Source organism: Ruegeria sp. MALMAid1280 (assembly GCF_049195285.1).
Taxonomy (GTDB): Bacteria; Pseudomonadota; Alphaproteobacteria; order Rhodobacterales; family Rhodobacteraceae; genus Ruegeria.
The window spans coordinates 142,463-159,505 of record NZ_JBMIRT010000057.1 but is presented as its reverse complement, the minus strand read 5'-3'; the positions used below and the strand labels follow the sequence as shown (position 1 = coordinate 159,505).

Here is a 17,043-nt window from a genome sequence, read left to right as displayed (position 1 = left end):
AATTCATCGAAAAATTGAACGAAAGGGGCGCAATCATCCATCCGGCCTTTTCAGTGTGGCCCACAGATTGACAACGGCGCCCAGCTTGCGTGCCTCGTGTACGGCGATGGCAAAACTCTTACCATCGTTCAGAATGGCCAGCCCGGCGCCCTTGCCGCCAGAGGGCCGCATGACAATCAACTGCGGGTGGTCCATCACGTTGGCCGAGTCGCCATCCCAACCCGCAAGGTCACGGGCGAACCGGGCCAGCAGATCGGAATTCGGGTACAGCGGTTCCCCTTCGTCACAGGTTCCGTCCATGCGCGACGACGCCCCGTTTACGCCTTGGGCCAGAACCCGACCCTGGGCAAACCGTTCCGAACCGTCATAGAACCGCTGCGCCAAGGAGTCGGCGGGTTCTTCTGCCGCTTCCTCCTTGGGGGGGGCAGAGTCCTCGGGTTCGTCCGGGACGATGGAAATGACCGGGTCCGCAGGCAGTTCGATTTTCCCGCAAGCGCTTTCAAGCTCGCTGTAGGTGATGCCCACATCGTCGGCCTCAAGCGCATTGTCGGGCTGTAGCGAAATCATCTCCAACGGTGCAGGGGCCGCCGCAATGTCGGTCACAAGCTGTGCCAGCTTGGCGGCCAGTTCCTCGCGGGGTTCGGTTTCGAAATCCGGAGCGATGCCGGACTGAACCCGGAACACATCGGTGATCCGGGAACTGTTGACCTCGATGGCGAGGCAATCGCCATTGGCAGCAGTGAATTCCAAACGGCGCGGTAGAATGGTGCCGCGAATGGTATCCAACACCTTTTCGCGCCGACCCCGGGCCGTTTCCCCGGGGACCGTGACCGCCGGGTTCAGACGTGCCACAGACAAGCGCCCGATGTCGTCGAGCATCTCGAGTATGTTCGTATCCACCATGCCGTGACCCCCTCTGGTCCCGTCTAAACTGCGGCCGCGACCGGCCCCAGGCTGAGATGCGATTTTGTCAGCGCCAACCCGACATTGGCGCTGCTGCGACAGATGTAGCAGACCACATGATCGGGATATTCCCGGGTCCGCAGAAAGATATTCAGCCGATCATTCGAAAACACCGCGATTTCCCCAAATCCCGGATTTTCGACCTCTTCGGCGCCAGCTTCGCGCAGCAATTCCTCAAAGGCTTTGACACCGCGACCCTGAAACAGGTTAGCCACGGCAAGGGCGAGACTGTCCAGAACGTCGGCGCTGTCTTGGTCCTGGGTGTTGGTCCCAAGCAACATCCCGGTTTCCATATCGACATACCCGGCTGCAATACAGTCGGGTATGGTTTCCATCGCGGTGTTCAGTGCGGCTTCGATCGTCATCGCTTGCTACCTGAGTTTCTGGTCATAACACACGGAATTCTGCCCCGCTGTTTTTCGCTGCATTCGGCACCGGGCGAACCGCCCCCTTGGCATAGCGCGCGAAATGCTCGGCTGCGATCTGGTCGAATTCCTCAAGGAACGCCCCGAACACTCTGGTCATGCCTTCGACATCTTCCGGCAAATCCTCACCGGCGGTGATGTCGCGCCACATGGAGGCCGCGCTGAGCGGTGCGTCGGTCGGAACATTCACCAAGATTTCCTGGTTTTCATCCGTGTCGTCCGACGAGGCGGACTCGTCACTGGCGGAGCCATTGGACATGGGCACAACCTGCATGTTCACGAGACCGCTGGATTCGGGTTCCGGTTCGTATTCATCCTGAGCGCCACTCGACTGTTCAGTCAGCAAGGCGGCAATTGAGGATACCGAAATTTCGGCGCGCTGGTCTTCCGGCTCTTCGACCGGTGCCTGATCCTGTTCGGGCGTGTCTGCCAGCTTGCCTTCCAGCGACGCCATGAAAGGGTCGGAGTCTGCCGGGGCGGGTTCTTCCAAAGTCTCAACGGGTTCTGCCGTCAGGTTGACACCGTCGTCTTCCAGATCGTCCTCATCCAGCAGGTCGAACGGGTCTTCGTCTGCCGGTGTTTCCTTGTATTCCGCCAGATTCAGACTGTTGCTTTCCGTATCCCTGAAAAAGGCGCGCAGATCGTCGCCTTCGGCCTCTGGTTGCGGTTCTGACACCGGCGTTTCGGTGCCCATCTCGGCGCGCAGACGCTCGGCCTCTGCCGCGTCAATGCGCTCTTCGCGGTCGGCATCCTCAGAGCGGCGCTCGACACGGGTCGGGCGCACGGGGAAGCTGGTGACGACCTCGTCTTCCCGGGGGGTCTCGGGAACGGGGTTGACCAGTTTCAGGGGGGCCGGTTGCTCGGCCTGCTCCACCATGCGTTTCGGGCGGATCGGTTGCACGGGTGCGCCGCCGGCCAGACCATTGTCGATCTGATAGCGCGTCAACATATCGGCGCGGTTGTCCATGATCTGTTCGGTGATCTGCAGGAAGCTGTCGACCATTTTGCCGCCGCCGCTGCGCGCCCACTGTTCCGCATCACCGCTCTTGTCGCGGGCAATGATGGCGTCACGGGCCGAGAACAGGATCGACCGGTTGAACAGGTGGCCCGCTTCGCGGTTGACTCGGCGCAGCACCTTTTGCCGATCTTTCGGACCCAGCACGTCGGCCCGGGTCACCAGCAGCAGAGAGTTATGCTGCAACCGTTCCGGCAAAGACACCCAAGTCGCACGTTCGGTCTCGCGCCAGGCCTGGGTCGCATGGGTGCACCACAGAACCCCGTTGGCCTGTCCAACCGCACGGCGCCAGACGTCGTTTGAGATCTTCGGATCAGAGATACCGGGGGTGTCGATCAGGTCCACGGCTTCCAGAATATCGGCCTCAAGAAAGATGCGCACAAACTGGACGTCGTTGACACCGACAGATTCCAGCTGATCCAGAGTGATGTTTTCGCGGGTTCCATCGTGGCGTTGCACATAGGCCGATTTCTTGCCCCAGCTGAACCAGACGGGTGGCAGCTGCGTGGCCGTTACCTGCGTCGGCAGCGCCTGCGAGCGCAGCAAAAAGTTCATCAGCGTCGATTTCCCGGCGCTGAACTCTCCCATCAGCGCAAAGATCGGCTTGCGCCGGGACCACTGCTCGATGCGTTCCCAAGCCTTAGGAGAGACGAAGCGGGTTTGTGTATCTTTTGCCATGTCGCTACTTATGCTGCCTCGTTACTAAGATCTTTCAGGATGTCGCCCAGGATATCGTCGCGCGATTTCTTGGGGGTCATGCCCGCCATCAAAGCCGCCTGGCCCGGATCCTGCTCGGCCGAGGCCGAAATGTTCAGCAGGGTTTCTTTCTGCTCGCGCAGAAAGTCGGACAGGCCCGCCCGAACGTTTTCCAGAACGGCTGCGATCTGGTTTTCCTCAAGGTCCTTGGTGATCGAGTTCGCCTCGGACGCGATCAGGCGCGTGTAGTCCGCGGCATAGGCCTCGAACCCTTTGCGGCGTTGCCACCAGCGGCGCCACCAGGTGCTTTGCAAATCCAACGCGATGGTGCGGCCGATGCCCAGCGGCGGCGGCACGCGGGGCACGATGGGCGCCTCGATGCTGAACTCGCCCAGATGGTTGCCCAGCAGCTTTTGATACAGCGCTTCGACATCTGCTGCAGCAGCGCTGTAAAGCGCCCCGGCGTCTTTGCGCATTGCACGGGCAAAGCTGAAATAGGCGGCCTTTTGCAGGGTGCGCAGACCCGCCGGATCATATTGCCAGGTGCCTTGTTCGCCATTCTGTTCCAGATGCGAAATCAACGAGTCCGTGGCCCGTTTGACAAAGTTCTTCTCGGCTGAATTCAACCGCTCCAACACTTTGTCACGCAGAGAAGTCGCCAATTCGGCGGCCTTCTTTTCATACTCTTCGGTCACCTTGGCGATGGCCTCTTCCGGCGCAACACCGTCAAGATCGCGCACCACGCCCTGACCGTCGGACAGGTTCTTGGCCACCGCGGTTGCCCGAATCTGGCTGGCAATGTTGCGGGCCCGGTGGCGGACGCGGTCCAGCAGGCGATTGCCCGCCCCTTCGGCGATACGTTCATTCATGGCCAGCAGCAGGTCGGGCAGACCCGACAGTGCCCAGATCTTGTCGAGCGAGGGCGCCTGATCACCAAACCCGGCGGCCAGATAGAAGGTGTTCAGGGCCTGACGGGATTCTTCCGACAGGATATCGGGGTTCCCGGTCAGGGCCGCCTCGGCCCAGAGTGCGCTGCCGAACACGACGCTGGTGTTGGTGTCGATATTGTTCTGCTTCAGCGTGTCCTGTATCCGGTCGCGGATCTCGGGCACCTGGTTCACCGGATCGGACAGCTCGTCGATCCGGTTCACAAACAGGATGATCTGGCGGTTTTCGAACTGCGCGATGATCCGCATCAGCGCCATGTCCATTGTGGTCAGCGCCTGGCTCGCCGCAAGCACCACAACGCAAACCTCGGACCCGCGCAGGCTGCGCAGGGTGATCTGCTCGCGCACCATGAAGGTATCGTTGACACCGGGCGTATCGCACAGCTTCAGCGAGATCGGATATTGCGGAATGTCCATGAACAGTTCCGCCGATTTGGTGACATCGGCAAAGCGCCCGGTCTTGGGGTTGATATCCGGGTCATCGTCGTCGCCCAGGCAGACATAGCGCTGGATCAGTTCGTCGTCGAAATAGTCATACTGGTGGCTTTGCCCAAGGATCAGGTCGAAATGCTGACCAAGGCGCGCTTCGGACTTGGCCTTCATCTCGCCGATCTGGCGGCGGATGTCTTCCATCTCGTCATCGGCACCGGCCCGGTTGGCCAGTTCACCCAGACGGCCACCGCCGACCATCAGGTTGTCCCACTCTTCTTGTTCAAAGAAAGTGAATTTGGCCTTTTTGTCGCCTTCAGTGCGGGTATTGATATTCAGCGTGGTCACCACCGAAGTCCACGGGTTCACATCCGAGGGCAACAGGGCAGGGCGCCCCGCAAGGATGTTCACGATCGAGGATTTACCGGCCTTGACCTGCCCGACCAACGTTACGCTGGCCGTGAAGTTCTCCATCCGTGTTTTGAGCGTCGCAAGCCGCGCCGAGGACCGTGCATCTGCCACCTCTGTCAGCTGGTCGATCTGCGTCGTCAGCGCCGTCATCGCCGAAGTCATCGGCGTCAGTGCTTCGTTCCCTACGGACAGAAGGTGGTCGTTACGGGCCATGCTCAGCCTCCGGTTCCAGTAGCAGCGATGTGGGGTTGCACCTGACCATCAGCGGAACTGGTCAGGATATCGATCCGGGCGATCAGGTTCAGCGCATTGCCCAGAATCGCAGCCTCGGCACCCGGCGAAATTTCTTCGTAGGCACCGGAATCGGCAAGCACTTCGATCGAGCTGAACTGTTCACTGTTTTCCAGCAGCGCCAAACGGCGCCCGGTCGGAAAGCCCTGGGATTTGGTTTTCGGCAGTGGCATCCGGGAATTGGCGAGCAGGTAGTGGCCCCCCGAATGCGTGCGTAACGAAACGCCAAAGCCCGTGTTCGGGTGGTCCTGATTCAAGGACTTCAGTTCACCAAGGAAACTTTCACGTGCAAGACCAACAGCGTCTTGCTCAGCAGCAGCAGAGTTCATCATATTGGTCACGGCTAAGACCCCTGTGTTCGAGTTGAGCAAAAAACTCTTACGGCGCCCGAAGGCGGGAAAGACTCATTAATTCCCGCTCTCCATAAATTACTGGCAAGGCGGTGTTATTTTGACGCGAATAAGATATTTTGGCGTTTGAAATGTGGCGCAAATATGGTCGCAGTCCTGCGGCGGCTTTCAACCCATGGTCGCAAGATCAGAGTTCCGGTTATAAACGACCCCGAGCGATGAGTGATTGCGCCGCGTTGCCGAGGCATGGTTCTGATCAAATGCTGTGGGCTAATGTTTTGAATAATAAACAAAAAAAATCCAATTTGGAAGAATTGCGCTGAACCAAATCGATGGGCACTCTGATGTGCTGTTCGTAAAAACAGTTTCAGTGCTTTTTTCGGATCTACGCGTTACTCAACGTAGACGCGTTTAACGTGTGGTGGGTTTTTCCGTGACGTGCCGGGCGGAAAAATCATGCGTCAGGCGGCGTATTCCGAGCATGACACCCTAGCGCTAAAATGCTGGCGGACACGGTTCAGGCAGAATCGGGGGTCGGGGCGCTGGTCATAATTCCGACCGTGATTCCGGGGCCTGATGCTGCGTGCCGGTCGCCACCAATACGTCAGGTTCGATTGCCATGGGGCCGCGCTCAATAATCTTGCGCCCAAGTGAATTTCCCTCTCGCACTCGACCACAGGCTTTGTTATTGAGCACGTCAACCCGGCACTCAGGGCCGGTACTGCGGGTGTGGCGAAATTGGTAGACGCACCAGATTTAGGTTCTGGCGCCGCAAGGCGTGGGGGTTCAAGTCCCTCCACCCGCACCACTATGATTTTCAGCGGAAAAACTGATATTGAAACGGATGCAGCCTTGACACTCTCGGGGATTTCTGTTTGGTCACGGCTCTCACTGTTTTTTGCCGCCATCCGGCTGCGCATCGGCAAGAACTTGATAAACAGGGGGAAAAATCCGGAAACTCGGCTATACTCCTAGTCATCAGTAGACAGGAGATTGCCATGCTTTACCCACTTGCAACGCTTGAGGCCGACAAGCTCAACGCGGTTCAGGCGCTTGAACAGGAAATTGGACGCCCGGTTGTCGCGCTTGCCGCAGTTGAGGCCGATACGGCCAATCTGCCGAAAGACGACCTGAAAAAGTTGCAGGCCCTGGAAGATGAACTTGACGTCGTTCTTGTCGCAGTTCGGCCAAGTTAGGGGTTTTGAAGAACCCGGACGCTTGTGGCCGCGTGCCGTTGCGCAGTCTTTAGGCGGCCCCGACCAATGTGTCAGGTTTCTTGGCCGCCGTTTGCGTGACCAACAGTGACGCCTCAAATGATTTGAGAACCGGGCGGGAGGCTTCATGGCCTTGCCCCGAGGCCAGATCGAGTTCCGGGAACAGGGTCTGAATCTCTGCAATGCTGTCATCATCAAGTGAGGCCATGCCCGTTTTCCCCAAAAAGAGGCTTTCAGACGCGACGCCGTTGGCCCAGACGACCTGATGCTGGTCAAAGAGCATATGGAAATACTCGACTTCTCCACCTTCCCGCACGGACACCCCGCCGCCGTCAACCAGATGAGTGGCGGCGGCAAAAACCTGCGGGCAGGCGAATTGCAACTCGACTTCGACCCCCTGTAACAGGATGCGATGCTGCGGGCTGACTTCCAGCGTCTCCTGCGCGCCAAGAACACCCGCCCGAATTCTGACCGGCGCAAATTTTCCGATGGCGGCCATGGTACGACGACCAATCCAGCGGATCGGTTGCGCGCCATTGTCCATCGTCAGCACCAGATCTCCGGCTTGCAGGTTTTCGATCGCTCGCGGACCGTCGGGGCAGGCGATCATCGCGCCCCGTGCAAAACACAAGGGATTGGAATCGACCCTTACCCCGGTCAGTGAATATCCGGTGTTGAAACCGTTCGCATAAATCGGCGACACCAGTTGAATCGACTGGATCGCGCTTTCCTCGATCGCGTCCTGGTCCGCGTTTTCCTCGAATTCCGGTGCCCAATAGGTGTTGCCGTTGGTGTCTTGAAAAACAACGGCCGTTATGTTGGCGGTGGTGCCGTCGTTATATGTGATGACCGCGTTGAAAATCATCGAGGCGTCAAAGGTCTGGGGCGGGCCTCCATCGATGCTGAACTGATCGTTCGAGATATTGTTGTTCAGATCGTAGGTGTTCGCGTCTCCGCCGCCGAAACCCGCACCCGCCTCGGAAAAGGTCTGCCTGCTGTCATAGAGCGGTTCGCCAGCAGAGCCATAGGTGCCAAGGGCCGCATTAACATTACCGGTCGCAAGGGTTTGGTTGCCTTCGACAGTATCCCAGATCGGCAGGGATCCGAGAGAGAAAACGGTAAAACTGGTCGCCATTATTTACTCTTGAAACAGAAAAATCGTACGGCGTGCACTTAGCCGTCAAGTTCCGGAAATTTCAAGTTTAAATTAGAAAATGGGCACTTGGCAGGTCAAAAGACCCCACACGACCAGCAATCGCGGCGCCTGACCACGGGCGAAACTGCCGCAACCCCCCTGCTGTCTTGCCTCAAATTTTGAAAAGGATTCCGCTGACCTGCGCAATTTTTTCACGCGCCGCCTGCAGGTTCGCACTGTCGACCGCCGTATCACGAAACAACCGATTCAGCGCAAATTCCATATGAGACACGGCCTCGGCCGGGGAAATCGGTTTTGCCTGCAAGGCGGTCCGCATCCATATCCCGTCGATCAGCGTTGTCAGGTTAAAGGCAATCTGTTCGGCCAAGGCCGGTTCAACCAAATGGCGCAGGGCGCTCATCAGGTTGCTGTGCGTTCGGGAATGGATGGCATTTTGTACGCGTAAGTATTGGGCGTTCTGCGGCACCTCTGCGCATAAACTGACCCAGGCACAGCAGAATTCATGCTGAAAAAACGGCGGAGCGAAATAGCCGTATAAGATTGCGTATAGCCGCTCTGACGGTGTGTCACTATGGGCAAGTAACGCGGTCACACAGCGGCGGGCTTTGGCGTTAGTCTCACGCAAAACAGCCTCGAACAAGGCTTCTTTTCCTGGGAAATAGTGCTGCACCACGCCTTTGGATACACCTGCCTCTTTGGCGATCCTGTCAATAGTCGTCCCCGCGATTCCATGAGTTTTGAGAATTTCAAACGCCGCCTCGGTCAATTGCTTGCGACGCATGTTCTTGATGGTCTGCTTTCTCATGTTAGGATCGCTTTCATGCTCAGCGTAATGGATACAAAAGTACCATTCGGGAAGGTGAAAAACAAACGCAGTTGACATAAAATGGTTCAATGCATCAAATTACCTGCAGCTGTACTGTTTTTCGATGCGGGCACAAAAGGCCGAAAACGGCCAACGCACCAACGGAGGTTTACCATGAAATTCTCACGCAAACTGAGGCCCGCTTTGCTGGCTTCCGCTACGCTTATGTTGACGCAGGGCGCGGCGCTTGCTGATCCGATCAAGATTGCCGTCAACGAATGGACGGGCCAGCATATCTCGGCCCATTTCGCGGGCGCACTGTTCGAAGAGCTGGGCCACGAGGTCGAATACGTTACCGCCGGTGCCGTGCCACAGCTGGCTGCGATTGCCGAAGGCAGCCTGCATTATCAGCCCGAACTGTGGACCAATAACGTGGGCGACATCTACCCCAAGGCTGTCGAAGCCGGGGACATCATTGTTGTCGGCGGTCTGGGGCTCGAACCGCAGGAAGGTTGGATTTATCCCCCCTACATGGCCGATCTCTGCCCAGGTCTGCCCGCCTATGAGGCGCTTTATGACTGCGCGCAGGCCTTTGCTGCCGCCGACACATTCCCCGATGGCCGTCTGATCACCTATCCGGCGGACTGGGGGACCCGTTCAGCCGATCTGGTCAAACTGATCGACCTGCCGTTCAAGCCGGTACCCGGTGGCTCGGAGGGCGCGATGCTGGCCGAACTCAAAAGTGCCGTTGCCGCAGAGCAGCCGATTCTGATGATGATGTGGCAGCCGCATTGGGTGTTCGCGGATACCGAGGTTGAATGGGTCGAATGGGACACGCCGCACGGCACCTGCGACGAGGCCAGCCAGAAACGCGGTGAGGCCTGTGGCTTTCAGCAGGCGACCGTCGACAAGATCGTCGCCAAGGATTTCGCCTCGACCTATCCGGATGCGATGAAGATGGTCGAACTGATGAGCATGACCAACGACGTGCAGAACGCCCTGATCCTGGAAGTGGACCAGAACGGGCGCGAAGTGAAAGAGGTCGTGGCCGAGTGGATGGGTACAAACCAGGACGTCTGGCAGCCCTGGGTTGAAGCCGCAAAGCAATAAACACCAACGCTTCCGGTGGAGCGCCATATGCGTGCTCCACCTTTTTCAAGGCTGCCGAAATGACCACACCCTCCCCGACCACCACCCCGAAACTGTCCTGCAAGCATGTCTGGAAGCTTTACGGCAAAGGGGCGGACCAGCATCTGAGCAACGTCGATGTCGCCGGGCAGGGGCCCGACGAAGCCAAGGCGATGGCGCAACGTATTCGGGACAATGGAGGTATCGTCGCTTCGACCGACGTCAGTTTTGACGTCATGCCGGGCGAAATTTTCGTGATCATGGGGCTGTCGGGCTCGGGCAAGTCCACCATCGTGCGCTGCCTGTCCCGTCTGGTCGAACCCACCGCCGGAGAGATTCTGCTGGATGGAGAGGACCTGCTGAAAGTGTCCTCGAAGGAATTGATCGACATTCGACGTCACAAGATGGGGATGGTGTTCCAGAGCTTTGGCCTGATGCCGCATCTGAACGTTCTGGAGAACGTGGCCTTTCCGCTGAAATTACAGGGCCTGGACGACAAGGAACGCTTGGAGAGGGCCGAGCGGGTGATCTCGCTGGTCGGTCTGGAAGGGCGGGAAGACAGCTTCCCCAGCCAGCTTTCCGGCGGACAGCAACAGCGTGTCGGTATTGCCCGTTCGTTGGCTGTAGAGCCCGAGGTCTGGTTCCTTGATGAGCCCTTCAGTGCGCTGGACCCGCTGATCCGGCGCCAGATGCAGGACGAATTCCTGCGGCTTCAGCAGGAACTGCACAAATCCATCGTTTTCATTACCCACGATTTCCTCGAGGCGTTGCGCATCGCCGACCGGATGGCGATCATGAAGGACGGCGCGGTTGTCCAGATCGGCCGTCCGGTGGATCTGATCCTGAACCCGGTCGATGACTATGTCCGCGAATTCACCAATGATGTCCCGTGGGAGCTGATCCTGACCGCAGGCGATGTGGCCTCGGACAACTCGCCGCCCGCCGGGATCAAAGAGGTTCCGGCCTCGACCAATGTGGCCGACCTGCTGCCCTATCTGGCCTCGCATGACACCGGTGTTGCGGTGCGCCGGGACGACAACGCGCTGGTGCACATGACCAGCCAGAACGTGATTGCCGCTTTGGCCAGTGGTGTCTCGGACGCCTCTGCGGTCAAGGACTGACACTATGGGCACAGCTTCGAACAGATCGCTGGTGGTCTGGCTTGCGGTCACGATTCTGGTGGCGGTTTGTGTCGTGTTTGCCAAAAGCCTCGGGCCGCTGGTGACCTATCCCGACGCACTGGTTCTGCCGGTGACCGATCCGATGAACACTGCGATGCGGTGGTTCGTTGTGACCTTCGGGTGGTTCTTCAAGGCCATTTCATGGCTTTTGGACTGGCCGATCCTGCTGGCCAAGACGGTTCTGCACGCGGTGCCCTGGGCGGCTTGGTTTGTTCTGTGGGTATTTCTGGCCTTGCGCGCCGGGGGCAAAGGGCTGGCGATCTTCACCGCGGCCAGCCTGCTTTACATGGTGACGTTTGGGTTCTGGACCCAGTCGATGAACTCTTTCGCTCTGGTGTGTGTATCGATTCCGATGGCGGTTGCTTTGGGGTTCGCGCTGGGAACATGGGGATTTATGTCAGAGCGGGCCTATCGGATCATCATGCCGATCCTCGACCTGATGCAGACAATACCCGCCTTTGCCTATCTGCTGCCGATCCTCTTGCTGTTCGGCTTTGGCACAACGGTTGGTCTGGTCGCCTCGATCCTATTTGCCTTTCCTCCGATGGTGCGCAACACCATCGTCGGCCTGCACGGTGTCCCGGATGAGGTCATCGAGTCCGGCCTCATGAGCGGCGCCACCCCGCCGCAGCTGTTCTGGGGCGTGCGGGTGCCGACGGCACAGCGGCAAATTCTGCTGGGGGTCAACCAGACGACAATGGCATCCCTGTCGATGGTCATCATCGCCTCGATCATCGGGGGCACCAACGATATCGGTTGGGAAGTGCTGTCGACCATGCGCAAGGCGCAGTTCGGAGAAAGCCTGCTGGCCGGGATCGTGATCGCGTTGATGGCGATGGTTCTAGACCGGATCACTTGGGGATTTGCGGTGCAGTCCAACTCGACGCAACGCAAGGCGTCAGGTTGGATAACCTGCGCTGTCCTGTTTGGTGCGGCCTGGTTGCTGGCCCTGGTCTTTTCGCCGCTCAAGGACTGGCCCGATGCATGGGTCCTGAACCCGGCCCCGGCGATGAATGCTGGTCTTGAGTGGGTCTTCGTCGAGTTCCGCACCGTGCTAGAGGCGATCAAGCGGGCGGCGCTGTTCTATCTGATGTTGCCGATCAAGATAGGCCTGACCAAGGCCGTCAGCCCGTTCACCTGGGGCTTTGCCATGACCCCGGCTGTAACCAAGGGTTACGCGCTGATTGTCGCGCTAGTGGCCGGGTATCTGGTCTTCAAACGGCGATTGCTGCCGGCGCTTTGGGTGATCCTGTTTGCTCTGGTTCTGTACTCCGGGCTGACCGGTCTGGCCTGGGTTGCGCTTTGCGCGATCATCATCGCTTTGGCCTGGCAGGCCGGTGGCACGAACCTCGCGCTGTGGGCGCTGGCCGGGGTCGCTTTCCTGTTGCTGACCGGGATATGGCAGCCGTCGGTCGTTTCGCTCTATCTCTGTGGGGTCGGGGTGCTGCTGTCTTTCCTGTTCGGCAGCGCCATCGGCATCTGGGCGTCCGAGAATGACACCGTCTCGCGCATGGTGCGACCTGTCATCGACACGCTGCAGACCATGCCGTTGTTCGTGATCCTCATCCCCTTTGTGATGGTGTTCAAAATCGGTGAGTTCACCGCGCTGCTGGCCATCATCGTCTATGCTATCGTCCCCGCGATCCGCTACACCGAGCACGGTCTGCGCAATCTGCCCCATGACGTGATCGAGGCCGCGACCGCCATCGGGACAACACCCCGACAATCACTTTGGCAGGTAAAGCTGCCGCTGGCGGTGCCGTCGATCATGCTGGGGCTGAACCAGACGATCATGTTCGGTATTTCGATGCTGGTTATCACCGCATTGGTGGGCACGGATGATCTGGGTCAGCAGATTTATATCGGGCTTGGGGACGGTGACTTCGGGGTTGGCATGACCGCCGGGATCGGTATGGCCATCATCGCCATGATTGCCGACCGCATCACGCAAGGCTTCAGCCACCAGATTCAGGCCCGCCACGGTGTGAAACTGGACAACACTATCTGACAATAGGGTAACGCAACGGCTAATCTCGCTACTTCACAAGAAACGCCGGAAAGAGTTTACCGGTCCGGTAGTTCCGACGCGCTAAAGAAAGCCGTCGGGATTATGGGCTCGGAGGTTTGAGGTGGGGTTGCGGTGTTTGGATTCAATGGGTGGAAACGAAATGAGCGCGTGGGGGATTTAAACGTTGCGAAGATCATTTCGTTCAAAAATCCAAAAACAAACAAAGGCGCCCTTGGGCGCCTTGTTTTATTGGTCGGAGTGAGAGGATTCGAACCTCCGACCCCTGCCACGCGAAAATCGGTGCTGGCAGCCAAGTTATTGGTTTTCGTCTATGAAGCACTGTCCACATACCCCTGTAGCTACTTAGGTCTAAGTTCAGGGCTGGTTTGTTCTCTGTTTTCTCTACCCAAATCCAACCCACTTATGCACGGTGAAGAGTCCGGCCATGGGTCAGGCCATTCACTTTCTCCAGGATAGCGTCTGCATCAATGCAATGGTGGCGATATAGATCGCCGATTGTTCCGGTCTGGCCAAAATGCTCGACGCCCATGGGGATGGTCTGATGTCCAAGCACCGCCCCGAGCCAGGAAAGAGTCGCAGGATGACCATCGATAACGGTGACAAGCTTGCAGTGCGGCGGAAGGTCGGACATCAGGGTTTCGATGTGGGAGCGTGCCGCCCGATTTCCACGCGAACGCGCGCGTTGAGCGGCGGTCCAACCGGCATTCAGGCGATCTGCGGATGTCACGGCCAATACACCTATGTCGCGACGGCCTTCGCCGATCATACCGGCGGCCTTGATTGCCTCCGGCGCGACTGCTCCTTGATAGGCGACCACAACTTCGCAATTGGGTCCGGGTTTCCGCAACCAATAGGCCCCATCAATGGCACCTTGGCGGAACTCGTCGTCGACACGTTTGCCGGGCTGTTCAATCGGGTTGGTGGTCAGGCGCAGGTAGACGGACCCTCCGGTTTCATCGCGCAGCCATGTGCGCTCGTCGGGCTGACCTTCGCCATCGCGCTGCAGGTAGTCGAAGGCCCACTCCATGATCACCGCCAGCTCGTCGGCAAAGGCGGGTTCAAATGCGGCCAGCCCGTCCTGGCTCATCCCGATCAGCGGTGTTCCAACGGATTGGTGTGCTCCACCTTCGGGTGCGAGTGTGACACCCGAAGGTGTGCCAACCAGCATAAAGCGCGCGTCCTGATAACAGGCGTAATTCAACGCATCGAGGCCGCGGCTGACAAATGGATCATAGACGGTGCCAATTGGGATCAGCCGCTTACCGAACAGGGAATGCGACAGACCCGCTGCGCCCAGAAGCAGCATGAGGTTCATTTCGGCGATACCAAGCTCGACATGCTGGCCTTCCGGCGTGAATTCCCATTTCGCCGTCGAAGGGATACGGTGTTCTATGAAGGCGTCGGATTGTTCGGATCGGGCAAATAGCTTGCGCCTGTTCACCCAAGGACCAAGGCTTGTCGTGCCTGTCACATCCGGGGAGGTCGTCACTATGCGTTCGGCCAATGGGCTGTCGCCTTTAGACAGATCGTCAAGGATCTTGCCAAACGCCATCTGGGTCGAGATTTCGCGACTGGTGTCGATCCCGATTGGCGGCACATCCAACTTGTCATCAAAATAGCGGCGCGGACCTTTGGCAAAGAAAGGCGTATTTGCAAGGAAACCCTTGAGCTTTTCTGGGTTCTGCACTGTCGCAAGCGGTTCCCATTCTTCGCCCTTCGGCACACCCATATGCGACTGCCACGCGGCGAATTGGCTATTGTTCATCAGCCCGCCGTGATTGTCCTTGTGGCCTGCAATAGGGGTGCCCCATCCTTTGACTGTGTAGGCCAGGAAACATGTTGGGCGATCATGGTCGATGGCAGCAAATGTCTGGGCCATTGTTTCGACGCAGTTGCCGCCGAGGTTCTCCATAAGGGCTGCAAGCTCTGCATCCGTGCGCCGTTCGATCAGAGCGGTCACATCCCCCTGATCCCCCAGATCGTCCAAGAGACGCTGTCGCCAGTTCGCGCCGCCCATGAAGGTCAAAGCGGAGTAGTCCTGGTTGGGGCAGGCGTCGATCCAATCACGCAGGCGGTTGCCGCCGGGCTCCTCAAAGGCCGCGCGTTGCAAGACACCATATTTCACACGAACGACATCCCAACCGAACGCATCGAAAATTTTCTCGATCCGTTCAAACAGCCCTTCCCGGACGATACCGTCCAGTGACTGTCGGTTGTAATCGATAATCCACCACGTGTTTCGCAGGTCGTTCTTCCAGCCTTCCTGCAACGCCTCATAAACGTTGCCTTCGTCCAGTTCGGCATCGCCAACGAGGGCCACCATACGCCCCATTGGGGCGTCGGAGCACCAGCTTTTGGCCTTGATGTAATCCTGAATGATCGAGGCAAACGAGGTGATCGCGACACCCAGACCCACCGACCCGGTCGAGAAATCAACATCGTCGATATCCTTGGTCCGGCTGGGATAACTTTGCACACCGCCAAATCCGCGAAAATTTTCCATCTTTTCACGCGTTTGATTGCCCATCAGATACTGCATCGCATGGAAAACCGGAGAGGCATGGGGTTTGACCGCAACCCGGTCCTCTGGACGCAAGGCCGAGAAATAGAGCGCGGTCATGATCGATACCATCGAAGCAGACGAAGCCTGATGGCCGCCGATCTTGATCCCATCCACCTTCGGTCGGACGTGGTTGGCATGGTGAATCATCCAATGCGACAACCAGAGCAGGCGCTGCTCCACGATCTTCAGTTGGGTGGGATCAATGTGCATGGCGGTCTCCGGGTTCAGGCGGCGCTGCGGGCAGGGTAGGGCAAAGCTTGCTCCAGGTCTGCAAGGATATCTTCGACATCCTCCAGCCCGACGGACAGGCGGATCAGGCCATCGCTGATCCCATGCTCGGCCCGTTCCTCCGGCGTATACGTCGAATGAGTCATCGATGCGGGGTGCTGGATCAGTGTTTCGGCGTCGCCCAACGACACCGCCCGCTGGATCATGTTCAGGCGGTTCATGAATTCAATCCCACCGGACAGGCCGGACTTGATTTCAAACGCGATCATGGCGCCGGGCTGGGACATCTGGCGCTGCGCGACATCGTGCTGGGCGAAACTCTCAAGACCTGGGAAATAAACTTCGCCGACGGCGGGATGTGCTTCGAGGAAGTCCGCGACGACCTTGGCGGACGCGCAGTGACGATCCAGACGCAGGTTCAGTGTCTTCAGACCACGCAGGATCAGCATCGCGTTGAAAGGGGCCATTACCGCGCCGGTCATGTCCTTCATCCCAACAAGGCGAATCTCAGCAATCTGTTCGGCGGTTCCGACAACCAGACCAGCGACCACGTCGCCATGCCCGCCGAGGTATTTGGTCGCGGAGTGCAGAACGATGTCTGCGCCGTGCTCGATCGGGCGGGTCAGATACGGGCTGGCATAAGTGTTATCGACGACAACCGTTGCACCGACCGAATGCGCAATTGCGGCGCTCGCGGCGATGTCCACCAAGCGCATATTCGGGTTGGCCGGAGTTTCGAAATAGACAACGCGGGTTTTGTCGGAAACGGCTGCTTTCAGGTTCTCGGGGTCTGTCATGTCGACATGCGTGATCGTGACCCCCCATTTCGCCAAACCATGACGCATAAAGGCGAAGGTGCAGCCATAGAGCGTTTTGTCCACGATGACTTCGTCACCTGGAGACAGCAGGGTCCAAAACACTGCCGTGATCGCCCCCATGCCGCTTGAGAGAGCTAGCCCAGCCTCGGCGCCTTCAAGCACGGCAATGCGTTGTTCCAGAAGGTCACATGTGGGGTTTGAAATACGGCTGTAGATATGACCTTCACGCTCTCCAGCGAACATTTCTCCACCGGCCTCTGCGGTTTCGAAGGTAAATGTGGACGTCAAATGCAGCGGTGGTGTCAGCGCGCCGTCATTTTCCAGAGGGTTATAAGCGTGGTGAATGGCGCGGGTGGCAAATCCGGTTGAACGAGTCATTGCAAGCTCCTGATAC

At 58.4% G+C, this 17,043-nt stretch carries 13 protein-coding genes and 1 tRNA gene; 5 read left to right on the top strand and 9 right to left on the bottom strand.

Features of this window, described 5'->3' with window-relative positions:
* Positions 1 to 33 precede the first annotated feature (33 nt).
* From ACOQFT_RS16410 to ACOQFT_RS16390, 5 genes are read right to left on the bottom strand one after another with little or no spacing between them, the layout of a single operon-like run.
* Positions 34 to 903 carry a hypothetical protein gene (locus ACOQFT_RS16410; RefSeq protein ID WP_421598964.1) on the bottom strand — a complete coding sequence of 290 codons (870 nt, stop codon included), beginning with the start codon at positions 901 to 903 and terminating at the stop codon, positions 34 to 36.
* A gap of 23 nt (positions 904 to 926) precedes the next feature.
* Complete coding sequence (locus ACOQFT_RS16405; protein WP_421598963.1) at positions 927 to 1,328, bottom strand: hypothetical protein; 402 nt, start codon at positions 1,326 to 1,328, stop codon at positions 927 to 929.
* A gap of 22 nt (positions 1,329 to 1,350) precedes the next feature.
* The gene (locus ACOQFT_RS16400; protein WP_421598962.1) at positions 1,351 to 3,081 is read right to left on the bottom strand and encodes a dynamin family protein; all 1,731 of its coding nucleotides are present in this window, start codon (positions 3,079 to 3,081) and stop codon (positions 1,351 to 1,353) included.
* A gap of 8 nt (positions 3,082 to 3,089) precedes the next feature.
* Entirely contained in the window at positions 3,090 to 5,099 is a 2,010-nt protein-coding gene (locus tag ACOQFT_RS16395) for a dynamin family protein (RefSeq protein ID WP_421598961.1), read from the bottom strand.
* A 2-nt stretch (positions 5,100 to 5,101) separates the two neighbouring features.
* Entirely contained in the window at positions 5,102 to 5,509 is a 408-nt protein-coding gene (locus ACOQFT_RS16390) for a hypothetical protein (RefSeq protein ID WP_421599050.1), read from the bottom strand.
* A gap of 741 nt (positions 5,510 to 6,250) precedes the next feature.
* Here ACOQFT_RS16390 and ACOQFT_RS16385 point away from each other — a divergent pair.
* Positions 6,251 to 6,335: transfer RNA gene (locus tag ACOQFT_RS16385), tRNA-Leu, on the top strand.
* 190 nt (positions 6,336 to 6,525) lie between these two features.
* On the top strand, positions 6,526 to 6,723 hold the full coding sequence (locus tag ACOQFT_RS16380) for a hypothetical protein (protein WP_421598960.1): 198 nt from the start codon (positions 6,526 to 6,528) through the stop codon (positions 6,721 to 6,723).
* A gap of 49 nt (positions 6,724 to 6,772) precedes the next feature.
* On the opposite strand, the gene ACOQFT_RS16375 is transcribed toward ACOQFT_RS16380, so the two are convergent.
* Together ACOQFT_RS16375 and betI are read right to left on the bottom strand one after the other, a co-directional pair.
* Positions 6,773 to 7,876: a Hint domain-containing protein gene (locus ACOQFT_RS16375; protein WP_421598959.1), complete on the bottom strand. Its 1,104-nt coding sequence runs from the start codon at positions 7,874 to 7,876 to the stop codon at positions 6,773 to 6,775.
* A gap of 172 nt (positions 7,877 to 8,048) precedes the next feature.
* Positions 8,049 to 8,780 carry a transcriptional regulator BetI gene (gene betI, locus ACOQFT_RS16370; protein WP_421598958.1) on the bottom strand — a complete coding sequence of 244 codons (732 nt, stop codon included), beginning with the start codon at positions 8,778 to 8,780 and terminating at the stop codon, positions 8,049 to 8,051.
* A gap of 96 nt (positions 8,781 to 8,876) precedes the next feature.
* On the opposite strand from betI, the gene ACOQFT_RS16365 reads away from it, so the two are divergent.
* The 3 genes from ACOQFT_RS16365 to ACOQFT_RS16355 are packed head-to-tail and all read left to right on the top strand — an operon-like array spanning position 8,877 to position 13,019.
* Positions 8,877 to 9,812: an ABC transporter substrate-binding protein gene (locus tag ACOQFT_RS16365; protein WP_421598957.1), complete on the top strand. Its 936-nt coding sequence runs from the start codon at positions 8,877 to 8,879 to the stop codon at positions 9,810 to 9,812.
* Positions 9,813 to 9,871: 59 nt separating this feature from the next.
* Entirely contained in the window at positions 9,872 to 10,951 is a 1,080-nt protein-coding gene (locus tag ACOQFT_RS16360; RefSeq protein WP_421598956.1) for a quaternary amine ABC transporter ATP-binding protein, read from the top strand.
* 4 nt (positions 10,952 to 10,955) lie between these two features.
* Positions 10,956 to 13,019 (top strand): ABC transporter permease, encoded by a 2,064-nt coding sequence (locus ACOQFT_RS16355; protein WP_421598955.1) that lies wholly within the window; start codon positions 10,956 to 10,958, stop codon positions 13,017 to 13,019.
* A 421-nt stretch (positions 13,020 to 13,440) separates the two neighbouring features.
* On the opposite strand, the gene ACOQFT_RS16350 is transcribed toward ACOQFT_RS16355, so the two are convergent.
* Both ACOQFT_RS16350 and ACOQFT_RS16345 read right to left on the bottom strand, forming a co-directional pair.
* The gene (locus ACOQFT_RS16350) at positions 13,441 to 15,813 is read right to left on the bottom strand and encodes a 1-deoxy-D-xylulose-5-phosphate synthase N-terminal domain-containing protein (protein ID WP_421598954.1); all 2,373 of its coding nucleotides are present in this window, start codon (positions 15,811 to 15,813) and stop codon (positions 13,441 to 13,443) included.
* A gap of 14 nt (positions 15,814 to 15,827) precedes the next feature.
* Complete coding sequence (locus ACOQFT_RS16345) at positions 15,828 to 17,027, bottom strand: methionine gamma-lyase (RefSeq protein ID WP_421598953.1); 1,200 nt, start codon at positions 17,025 to 17,027, stop codon at positions 15,828 to 15,830.
* Positions 17,028 to 17,043: the final 16 nt, after the last annotated feature.

Bases quoted from the DNA above. Each gene is read 5' to 3' on its own strand.
- ACOQFT_RS16365 (WP_421598957.1), top strand. From the start codon at position 8,877: ATGAAATTCTCACGCAAACTGAGGCCCGCTTTGCTGGCTTCCGCTACG.
- ACOQFT_RS16355 (WP_421598955.1), top strand. From the start codon at position 10,956: ATGGGCACAGCTTCGAACAGATCGCTGGTGGTCTGGCTTGCGGTCACG.
- betI (WP_421598958.1), bottom strand. From the start codon at position 8,780: ATGTCAACTGCGTTTGTTTTTCACCTTCCCGAATGGTACTTTTGTATC.
- ACOQFT_RS16375 (WP_421598959.1), bottom strand. From the start codon at position 7,876: ATGGCGACCAGTTTTACCGTTTTCTCTCTCGGATCCCTGCCGATCTGG.
- ACOQFT_RS16395 (WP_421598961.1), bottom strand. From the start codon at position 5,099: ATGGCCCGTAACGACCACCTTCTGTCCGTAGGGAACGAAGCACTGACG.
- ACOQFT_RS16405 (WP_421598963.1), bottom strand. From the start codon at position 1,328: ATGACGATCGAAGCCGCACTGAACACCGCGATGGAAACCATACCCGAC.
- ACOQFT_RS16410 (WP_421598964.1), bottom strand. From the start codon at position 903: ATGGTGGATACGAACATACTCGAGATGCTCGACGACATCGGGCGCTTG.
- ACOQFT_RS16380 (WP_421598960.1), top strand. From the start codon at position 6,526: ATGCTTTACCCACTTGCAACGCTTGAGGCCGACAAGCTCAACGCGGTT.
- ACOQFT_RS16350 (WP_421598954.1), bottom strand. From the start codon at position 15,813: ATGCACATTGATCCCACCCAACTGAAGATCGTGGAGCAGCGCCTGCTC.
- ACOQFT_RS16390 (WP_421599050.1), bottom strand. From the start codon at position 5,509: ATGATGAACTCTGCTGCTGCTGAGCAAGACGCTGTTGGTCTTGCACGT.
- ACOQFT_RS16400 (WP_421598962.1), bottom strand. From the start codon at position 3,081: ATGGCAAAAGATACACAAACCCGCTTCGTCTCTCCTAAGGCTTGGGAA.
- ACOQFT_RS16345 (WP_421598953.1), bottom strand. From the start codon at position 17,027: ATGACTCGTTCAACCGGATTTGCCACCCGCGCCATTCACCACGCTTAT.
- ACOQFT_RS16360 (WP_421598956.1), top strand. From the start codon at position 9,872: ATGACCACACCCTCCCCGACCACCACCCCGAAACTGTCCTGCAAGCAT.